At 50.9% G+C, this 8,695-nt stretch carries 9 protein-coding genes; 7 read left to right on the top strand and 2 right to left on the bottom strand.

Annotated features, from left to right (window positions below; genetic code table 11):
- Both Q0X35_RS00850 and Q0X35_RS00845 read left to right on the top strand, forming a co-directional pair.
- The coding region (locus Q0X35_RS00850) for an MFS transporter (protein ID WP_297564468.1) at positions 1–563 on the top strand (563 nt) is incomplete at its 5' end.
- Between the two features lie 56 nt (positions 564–619).
- Complete coding sequence (locus tag Q0X35_RS00845) at positions 620–1,048, top strand: cupin domain-containing protein (RefSeq protein ID WP_297564466.1); 429 nt, start codon at positions 620–622, stop codon at positions 1,046–1,048.
- A gap of 116 nt (positions 1,049–1,164) precedes the next feature.
- On the opposite strand, the gene Q0X35_RS00840 is transcribed toward Q0X35_RS00845, so the two are convergent.
- Positions 1,165–2,112, bottom strand: coding sequence for an ROK family glucokinase (locus tag Q0X35_RS00840; protein ID WP_297564464.1), 948 nt, complete (start codon positions 2,110–2,112; stop codon positions 1,165–1,167).
- A gap of 357 nt (positions 2,113–2,469) precedes the next feature.
- Between Q0X35_RS00840 and dnaK the strand changes: the two genes are divergently transcribed.
- The 4 genes from dnaK to Q0X35_RS00820 all read left to right on the top strand — a co-directional run bounded on the left by dnaK (position 2,470) and on the right by Q0X35_RS00820 (position 6,617).
- The gene (gene dnaK / locus Q0X35_RS00835) at positions 2,470–4,344 is read left to right on the top strand and encodes a molecular chaperone DnaK (RefSeq protein WP_297564463.1); all 1,875 of its coding nucleotides are present in this window, start codon (positions 2,470–2,472) and stop codon (positions 4,342–4,344) included.
- An 88-nt stretch (positions 4,345–4,432) separates the two neighbouring features.
- Complete coding sequence (grpE, locus tag Q0X35_RS00830) at positions 4,433–5,011, top strand: nucleotide exchange factor GrpE (RefSeq protein ID WP_297564462.1); 579 nt, start codon at positions 4,433–4,435, stop codon at positions 5,009–5,011.
- 57 nt (positions 5,012–5,068) lie between these two features.
- Positions 5,069–6,079 carry a J domain-containing protein gene (locus Q0X35_RS00825; RefSeq protein ID WP_297564461.1) on the top strand — a complete coding sequence of 337 codons (1,011 nt, stop codon included), beginning with the start codon at positions 5,069–5,071 and terminating at the stop codon, positions 6,077–6,079.
- A gap of 34 nt (positions 6,080–6,113) precedes the next feature.
- Positions 6,114–6,617: a heat shock protein transcriptional repressor HspR gene (locus Q0X35_RS00820; RefSeq protein ID WP_297564460.1), complete on the top strand. Its 504-nt coding sequence runs from the start codon at positions 6,114–6,116 to the stop codon at positions 6,615–6,617.
- 86 nt (positions 6,618–6,703) lie between these two features.
- Here Q0X35_RS00820 and Q0X35_RS00815 read toward each other — a convergent pair whose 3' ends face one another.
- On the bottom strand, positions 6,704–7,420 hold the full coding sequence (locus Q0X35_RS00815) for a hypothetical protein (protein ID WP_297564459.1): 717 nt from the start codon (positions 7,418–7,420) through the stop codon (positions 6,704–6,706).
- Between the two features lie 162 nt (positions 7,421–7,582).
- Here Q0X35_RS00815 and gluQRS point away from each other — a divergent pair, with 162 nt between their 5' ends.
- Positions 7,583–8,542 (top strand): tRNA glutamyl-Q(34) synthetase GluQRS, encoded by a 960-nt coding sequence (gene gluQRS / locus Q0X35_RS00810; protein ID WP_297564456.1) that lies wholly within the window; start codon positions 7,583–7,585, stop codon positions 8,540–8,542.
- The last annotated feature ends 153 nt before the right edge of the window (positions 8,543–8,695 follow it).

The raw sequence follows: 8,695 nt of genomic DNA, 5'->3' as shown, positions 1-8,695 counted from the left end.
TGCGGCGTTTTCGCATTACCTTATTGACTGCCTTCTCCCAAGGGTGGACGAATATGGGGGTGCGCGTTTCCGTAATTCCGTTGCTGGCACTTTCCCTCCCCACGGCCGCACCGTGGCTTGCCGGCGGCCTCTTGACTACCTTTGCTTTTGGGAATGCGCTTGCGCTCTGGGTGGCCGGTAAATGGTCGGATCTATCTGGCCGGCGGCACCCCGTCATCTTCGGCCTGCTGCTTTCCGGATTTTTTACGCTCGGAATGGGGATTTTTACTGCCGACTGGGTACTGCTGCTACTGAGTTTTTGGGGTGGCTTCGGTTCCGGCTGTATACAGCCTTCTCAGCAAGGAGCGGTGGCCGATATAATTGGAGACCGTTCCGGCAACAGCGTAGTCTCCTTTTTTCAGATGGCAGGTGATTTCGGGCAAATAATTGGCCCGCTAGTCGCCGGATTCCTCATCGATATTTCGGGCTTCACCCTTGCATACTGGATATCCGGCGGAATTCTTCTGCTAGCAGCGTTATTCTGGATTTTTGACGGCCAGCGCCATGAAAAAATAGTAGACTGAGAGCGTAACAAGGTAGAAAACTACTGCCGCTCGCAGAGTGGTGAGGAGGTAGGGTAATGGATTACGCACATCAGTACGATGACAAGGGCAAGCAGCCGTGGGTAGTAGATATCGAAAAAGAGACCCTAGATAACCAGAATTTCCGCACTACTATGTGGACGGGTGAAAAACTGCAGATGACGGTAATGAGTATTCCGGTTGGCGGCGAAATTGGCTTAGAGATTCACGAGGGAATTGATCAGTTCCTGCGCATCGAAGCCGGCAAGGGGATATGCGAAATGGGGCCGACGGAAGATGATCTCAGCTTCCGTAAAGAAGTAGAAGATGACGATGCTATTTTCGTGCCCGCTGATATGTGGCACAACGTCACCAATATCGGCGATGTGCCTCTGCAGCTGTATACGATTTACGCCGGGCCAGATCATGTGGCAGGTACGGTACACCCCGAGGCGAAAGACGCCGCTTTGGATCCGAATGAACATTAGAAATAGATTCGAAGTAAAGAAGCATAACTAAAACTAAAAACGCGGGGGCTGCCGAAACCGGTAGCCCCCGCTAGTTTTACTAGTTCGCGCTTGAGGCAGCATTCGGGAAGTTTTATCTAGGGATGGCATCTAGCAAGATCAGCTGCTCCGATTAGTCCGGCTTCGTTTCCTAGCTGGGCAATCACTAAATCCGGCTGGGGGCGGTGTGCCGCCATAGTCAGATTTGCGGCGAAAGTGCTCTGCACGGGTTCAAGGAGTAAATCTTTGGCTTCGCAAACCCCACCTGAGAGTACAAAAGCATCCGGATCGAAAATTGCAGCTAAGTTGGCGAGCCCTTTCCCGATCCACTTTCCAGTTTCGTTAAAGGCAGTTTGCGCGGCGCTATCTCCTTGTTGCGCGGCTGCGGTGATTAGTAATCCGCTAATTGCCCCCACTTCTCCACCGGCGAGTTCCAATAAACGCGCTGCGCGCGCGGGGTAGCTCGCCGCTAATTTGCGCGCCGTGGCCGTGAGAGCATTGCCAGAGCCATATACTTCCCAGCAACCTTTTTGCCCGCATCCACACGGTAAACCATCGGGTACTATTTCCATATGTCCGATTTCTCCGGCAAATCCGCTGGCGCCCCGCAGAAGTTTGCCGTCAATAATAATGCCGCCCCCGATTCCGGTACCAATAGTTACCGTAATAGGAGAGTGATAGGAGCTAGCGGCGCCAAATTTATATTCTCCCCAGGCGGCAGCATTGGCATCGTTCTCTAAATAGCAAGCTAAACCGGTGGCAGTGGCTACTTGCCCGCCAATATCGGCGCCGTCCCAGTCGATATTAGGGCCAAAAATGATTTTTTTCTGGCTGGAATCTACGAACCCGGGCACACCGATACCGATTGTGGCCACCGGAAACTCTGCAACTAACTCGCGCACTATTTCGGTAGTAATCCGGAGGGCCGCGCTGGAATCATCTGCCGGACTCGGGCGCCGGCGGTGTGCGAGAATCGTGCCCGCTTCGTCTACTACGCCAGCGGCTATCTTTGTGCCGCCGATATCTACTCCGATACTCAAGCTCATAGCTTCATTATGGCATATAGGGTGGTAGGGGTCGGCGATTTACTCAGTCTGCAAAATTTAGCTATGGCCTTTATCACTTTTTAGAAAAATCAAAAGCTGCGGGTGAAAAAATAAGGCGCTGAACTGGGATTTTTTCCGGTAATTTTGGGGGTGCCGGAAAGCGATAGGGGAATAAAAAGCCGCATTTGCAAGATACGGGAATAAAGTTTCTCGCTTAAGAGTTGAGCTTATTAGACTCAAGAAATGATGTATCGATTGGACATAAGTTCAATTGATAAGGCAGACTTGAAGTGAAAGTTAAGAAGTATAGCGGAGAATCGCGAATAAGCGTTTCGCCGGCTAGTAAAGGAGAAAAGAATGACTCGGGCAGTAGGAATTGATTTAGGAACTACGAATTCTGTGGTCTCCGTCCTCGAAGGCGGCGAACCCACAGTAATTGCCAACGCCGAAGGGCAGCGTACGACTCCCTCGGTAGTGGGATTTTCGAAGAGTGGCGAAATTTTAGTAGGAGAAATCGCCAAGCGGCAGGCCGTCACCAATGTGGATCGGACGGTATCTTCGGTAAAGCGGCATATGGGCGATCCGAACTGGAAGATTGAAATTGACGGCAAGGATTACACTCCGCAGCAAATCTCGGCTTTTATTTTGCAGAAATTAAAGAAAGACGCCGAGGCCTATTTGGGTGAAAAAGTGACGGACGCAGTAATTACTGTGCCAGCTTACTTCAATGACGCCCAGCGGCAGGCCACGAAGGATGCCGGGCAGATTGCTGGATTGAATGTGCAGCGCGTTGTGAACGAACCGACGGCGGCAGCGCTCGCTTATGGCCTGGAAAAAGGCAAAGAGGATGAACTTATCTTAGTATTCGATTTGGGCGGTGGCACTTTTGATGTGTCTTTGCTGGAAGTCGGAAAAGATGACGATGACTTCTCTACTATTCAGGTGCGCGCCACTTCGGGCGATAATAAACTCGGTGGCGACGATTGGGATCAGCGAATCGTAGATTGGCTGATTACCCAAGTGAAGAATAAAGACGGCGTAGATCTTTCGAAGGATAAGATTGCTCTGCAGCGCTTAAAGGAAGCAGCAGAACAAGCTAAGAAAGAGCTCTCTTCGGCTACGACCACAAATATCACTCTGCAGTATCTCTCGATGAGTGAGAATGGGCCGATTCACCTAGATGAGAAGCTGAGCCGGGCTAAGTTCGAAGATATGACGAAAGATTTACTGGAGCGCACCAAGGTACCTTTCCAGAATGTAATAAAAGATGCCGATATTAAGCTTTCCGAAATTGACCATGTGGTAATGGTAGGAGGCTCCACCCGGATGCCGGCAGTTACCGAAGTGGTTAAGGAGCTGACGGGCGGTAAAGAGCCTAATAAGGGAGTAAATCCGGACGAAGTTGTAGCAGTAGGAGCTGCTCTGCAGGCCGGAGTAATTACCGGCGATCGCAATGACGTACTCTTAATCGACGTCACCCCGCTTTCGCTCGGAATTGAAACTAACGGTGGTATTCTCACCAAGCTAATTGAGCGGAATACTGCTATCCCCACGAAGCGGAGTGAGCTATTCTCGACGGCAGCTGATAATCAGCCTTCGGTACTCATTCAGGTGTACCAGGGTGAGCGTTCTTTTGCGCGCGATAATAAGTTGCTCGGCACTTTTGAGCTTTCGGGAATTGCACCAGCACCGCGCGGGGTACCGCAGATTGAAGTTACTTTCGATATTGACGCCAACGGCATTGTGCACGTATCTGCAAAAGATTTAGGTACGGGCAAGGAGCAGTCTGTGACTATTACCGGCGGCTCGGCACTTTCGAAAGAAGATATCGATCGAATGGTGAAGGAAGCAGAAGAGCACGCTGCGGAAGATGAGAAGCGTAAGGAAGAAACTGAATTACGCAATACTGCTGAGCAGCAGGTGTACAGCATCGAGAAATTGTTGGCAGACAATAAAGACAAACTCGATGAGGCTGTGAGCAGTGAAGTGAGCGAAGCAGCGGAGAAGCTGAAGAAAGCGCTGGAAGGCGCAGATGTAGAAGCTATTAAGGCTGCGCAAGAAGAGATGAATCAGAAGGCGCAGCAAATTGGGCAGGCTCTCTATGCCCAAGCGCAAGCGGCGCAAGCAGAAGCTGGCCAAGATGGCTGGAGTGAAGCGGCGCAGAATGCGCAAGGCGGAGAAGATGACGTAGTCGATGCCGAAATCGTGGACGAAGAAGGCGATAAAAACTAATCCGCGCGGCGGCTATTAGTAATTAAATACCGGGGCAGAGTATCTTTTGGATGCTCTGCCCCGGGAGAGAGCTGTAAGGAGAAGTGGAATGTCGGAAGAGAAAAAAGAGCAAGAGCAAAATTTTTCGCCACAAGAGCCGGAAAATTTAGCTGCTGACCTAGCCGGTGCAGCAGATAAGGGCGAACCGGCTGCGGAGGGGATTGCGGAGCTTTCGGAGTTAGATCAGGCCTTATTGGAAGTAACCGAGCTAAAAGATAAATTAGCGCGTGCCCAAGCTGATAACTACAACCTGCAGCAGGAGTATAACGGCTATGTGAAACGGGCAAAGCAGGAAAATCTGCGTTACCAGGAAATTGGGGTGCAGAAAGTTTTGGAAAGTCTCCTCGGAGTGCTGGACAATGCGGAGTTAGCTCGGGTGCACGGTGATCTACAAGGTCCGGCTGGAGCTGTAGTGGAAGAGCTAGAAAATACCTTAAAAACTAATTTTCAATTAGAGCGCTACGGGCAGGCGGGCGATGAATTTGATCCACAGCTGCATGAAGCGTTGATGCATCAGACTTCGGCAGAGGTGGAAAAAGAAGAAATAGCTCAGCTTATGCAACCGGGATATCGGGCAGGAGAAAAAGTGCTGCGCCCAGCCCGGGTAGGAGTAGTATCTCCGGAGTGAAAATTGGTGGAGATATTGCTAGATGCAGAAATTTTATAGAAATAGGAGGTGAGCGTGATGGCTAATCAAGATTGGATGGCAAAAGATTTTTATCAGGTACTCGGAGTAGCGAAAGATGCCGAGGCTAAGGACATTAAAAAGGCCTATCGGAAGCTGGCACGTAAATATCACCCCGATCAGAATCCGGGCGATAAAAAAGCCGAAGAAAAGTTTAAAGAAGTAGCCGAAGCCTATCAGGTACTTTCCGATGATGAGAAGCGCAAGGAATACGATGCGATTCGCACCATGGCGGGCGGAGGAGCTCGTTTTGCTCCGGGAAGTGATGGCAGCTTCGAAGATATGTTTTCTATGTTCAGCGGCCCGGGTGGGAAAGTGCGTTTTTCTACCAGCGGCGGTGGAGCTGGATTTGAAGATATGCTTTCGTCGATGTTCGGAGGCGGTGCTCGAGCTGGAAACGGTTATGCCGGTGCAGGAAGCTTCGGTGGCTTTAATGGTTTTAGTTCACGCCGTCGCCCAGAGCGCGGAGCCAATATTAATTCCCAAGTATCGATTCCGCTTCGAGAGGCAGTAGCTGGCACTACAGTGAAAGTGCAAAACGGTAATTCTGCAGTTACCGCGCGCGTGCCGGCCGGAGTGACGAATGGGCAAAAGATTCGTATTGCCGGTAAAGGGCAGCCGGGAATAAACGGGGGAGCACCGGGAGATATTATTCTACAGGTTACGGTGGAGCCGCACCCAGTATTTGAGGTACAGGGAAGAGATGTGTACGAAAACGTACCAATTTCTTTCGACGAGGCGGCGCTGGGAGCGACTATTGAAGTGCCTACTATTTCGGGAGAAATCGTGGGAGTGAAAGTACCTGCTGGATCTTCTACCGATAAGCTGCTGCGGGTGCGGGGCAAGGGCCTGCGCAATGTGCAAGGTAAGCAAGGCGATTTATATGTGCGCCTAAAGGTAGTGGTGCCGAAGAAACTTTCGGAAGCGAGCCGCGCCGCGGTAGAGGAATTCCGCCGTAGTGCCGCGGAAGCAGATCCGCGCGAAAAGCTAAAGGAAATGGCTAAACTCTAAGGGATAGGGTTTCGGAGGATATATAGGAGAAGAGATGGCTAAAATATCGCGAAGTGCCCCTATTCTCACCGTTTCGGTAGCTGCGGAGCTGGCGGGAATGCATGCTCAGACGGTGCGCCAGTACGATCGCTTAGGCTTAGTGCCGGCGCGCCGTGCGCGCGGCGGTGGGCGGCGTTATTCTCTTACGGATGTAGATAAACTAATTGAGGTGCAGCGCCTTTCACAAGAAGAAGGCATAAATCTTTCGGGAATTGCCCGCATCCTCGAGCTGAAAAGTGAAGTAGAAAAATTAGAAGCTACCCGCGCGCATCTGGAAAAGCAACTAGAGCGCATGAGCCAATTGGGAGAAATCATGCGGGCAGAATTAGAGCGGCAATATCGGAAAGATAATCGGGTTTTTGCCGCCAGCGCTGAAGGCCAAGTGATGATGGCAGAGCGTTTAGATCAATTGCGGGCTGCTTTACGCCGGCAAGGGCAGAGTGATTCGCAAGATTTAGTGGTCTGGAATCCCCGGCGGCTTACGCTTTTCCCCTCGTAAAATAATTGCTCTAAAAATTTCGCGGAAAAATTCTTTGGAGAAAAATCCTCGAAGGGGAGAACTGCGGAAAGAGCTTAGGAAAGAGTTTAAGGTAATAATCCGTTGGGAAAATCGCCCATCCCCGCCGCTATATACTGCGCAAAGAGGGCGGCGGGCTCTATGTCCGAGCCCGCAGAAAGCGCATTGAGGAATCCAGCTACAAATCCTGCCCAGTTTGCGAAGCCTGCAGCCTCGCCAGTAACTCCGGCAGTAATGGTAGTTTCGATATCGCTAGTAGCTTCGGTATTGCCAGCGTTTTCAGCGTGCGCAAAAGTTGGCAAGATGTGTGGAGTATGTGCTTTTTGATGCAGCGTCCAGCTGCCATCTTTTTCGCAGACGAGCACCTGCCAAGCGTATCTAGCTGCCCAGTTTTCAGCCTGTGCCGCCTCCTGGGGATGCTTTTGGGCGTCTATTAAACATATAAGAGGTAAATCGCCGAGTGTAGCGGCAGTTTCTGCGGAAAGCTCTTGGCCGTCCAGCACTACGACGTATCGATACGGCACGTTTTTCGCAGCTGCGTTCTGTGCGCCTGTCGGTGCATCTGTAGGCGTCTCTGTGGGGGCTTGCGCGGCAGCGGGCGCGCCCACAGTTACGCAGTAAAACTGCGGGAAAATAGCCGCTAATTTTGCAGCCGGCATGGGAATTTCTCCTGGGAATTCTGCCTTTATCGGAGTTCCCAGAGTTTGCAAATTCTCAATAGTTGCGCGATATAAGGCATTATCTATTTCGGGAGAGATTACTTCTGCAAAAGTGTGAATCTGCATTTTTCTGCCTTTATTGTTCGGTACCGTACTCGCTATTTAATAATATTGGCTGCGGCCAGCTACGTCTAATATTTTCCTACATTGCAGAGTTAATAGCAGTATATCCGCTCGAAAATAGCGCTATGGTTTGCTCCGCGAGTAGCCCTGTTTCAGAATAAGAATATGGAGTTTCCAGATACCGCTTTTTGGCAAGCAAAAATCTGCGGTGCGGGTGCGGGGCGCTACGCTCCTTCTCCGTCCGGCGATTTGCATTTAGGTAATTTACGTACGGCCTTATTAGCTTGGGCCTATGCGCGAAAAGCGGGGAAGAGTTTTTATTTACGAATCGAAGATCTCGATACGCGCGCGCGGGCGCAATATGTAGATAGGCAATTGCGCGATTTAGAAGCGCTGGGGATTACCTGGGACGCTACGCCGATAAAGCAATCGGAGCGGCAAGATTTTTATGACCATTACTTCCAAGAGCTGCAGCGTCAAGATTTACTCTATCCGTGCTACTGTACTCGCCGCGAATTAGCGGAAATTGCCTCTGCTCCGCATACCCCGCCGGGTGCTTATCCAGGTATTTGCCGGAATTTATCGCTGGAAAAGCGCGCAGAGCGAGCGGCGGCGCGCCCTGGGCGGCAGGTGGCGTGGCGTTTACGAGCGGAAAATCAGCACTTGGAAGTGCATGATAAAAATCTGGGATTATATTGCGGTTTAGTAGATGATTTCGTGCTTAAACGCGGTGACGGAGTGTATTCCTATAATTTTGTATCGGTGCTGGACGATGCCGATATGGGAATTACACAGATAGTACGAGGAGATGATTTATTGCCCTCCACGCCGCGGCAAGTGTATTTCCAGCAGCTGTTGGGGATACCGCGGCCAGAGTACTGCCACGTACCTTTAGTTTTGAATATGGCGGGGCAACGCCTAGCCAAGAGAGATGGTGCAGTTACCTTCAGCCAGTTACGGGATTTAGGATTTCAAGCAGCAGATATTGTGCAGCTTCTCGCGGCTTCTTTGGGTTGGGAAGAAGTGCGGAGCAGTGGCGAATTTTTAGAGGTATTTAATCCGGAGCAGATCTTGCCGGCGGCGTGGCGCTGGCCGGGAGTGGGAGCCGAAAAAGCACCAAAATAAGTGCAGGAAAGCGCCAGAATAAGCGCCGGAAAAATGCCAGAATAAGCGCCAAAAAAGCTTCCGAATCAGAAATAAGAATTCAGTTAGGACCTCAAGGTGAGGCGCTTCACCTTCCACTTAAACTTGAGTGGAATAGACTCAAAGGTTTCTGCG

Source organism: uncultured Arcanobacterium sp. (assembly GCF_947253055.1).
GTDB lineage: Bacteria > Actinomycetota > Actinomycetes > Actinomycetales > Actinomycetaceae > Arcanobacterium_A.
The sequence above is the reverse complement of the archived record's forward strand: the minus strand, read 5'-3'. Positions and strand labels throughout refer to the sequence as shown.

Coding starts and splice junctions, on each gene's coding strand:
- Q0X35_RS00845 (WP_297564466.1), top strand. CDS start 620: ATGGATTACGCACATCAGTACGATGACAAGGGCAAGCAGCCGTGGGTA.
- Q0X35_RS00840 (WP_297564464.1), bottom strand. CDS start 2,112: ATGAGCTTGAGTATCGGAGTAGATATCGGCGGCACAAAGATAGCCGCT.
- dnaK (WP_297564463.1), top strand. CDS start 2,470: ATGACTCGGGCAGTAGGAATTGATTTAGGAACTACGAATTCTGTGGTC.
- grpE (WP_297564462.1), top strand. CDS start 4,433: ATGTCGGAAGAGAAAAAAGAGCAAGAGCAAAATTTTTCGCCACAAGAG.
- Q0X35_RS00825 (WP_297564461.1), top strand. CDS start 5,069: ATGGCTAATCAAGATTGGATGGCAAAAGATTTTTATCAGGTACTCGGA.
- Q0X35_RS00820 (WP_297564460.1), top strand. CDS start 6,114: ATGGCTAAAATATCGCGAAGTGCCCCTATTCTCACCGTTTCGGTAGCT.
- Q0X35_RS00815 (WP_297564459.1), bottom strand. CDS start 7,420: ATGCAGATTCACACTTTTGCAGAAGTAATCTCTCCCGAAATAGATAAT.
- gluQRS (WP_297564456.1), top strand. CDS start 7,583: ATGGAGTTTCCAGATACCGCTTTTTGGCAAGCAAAAATCTGCGGTGCG.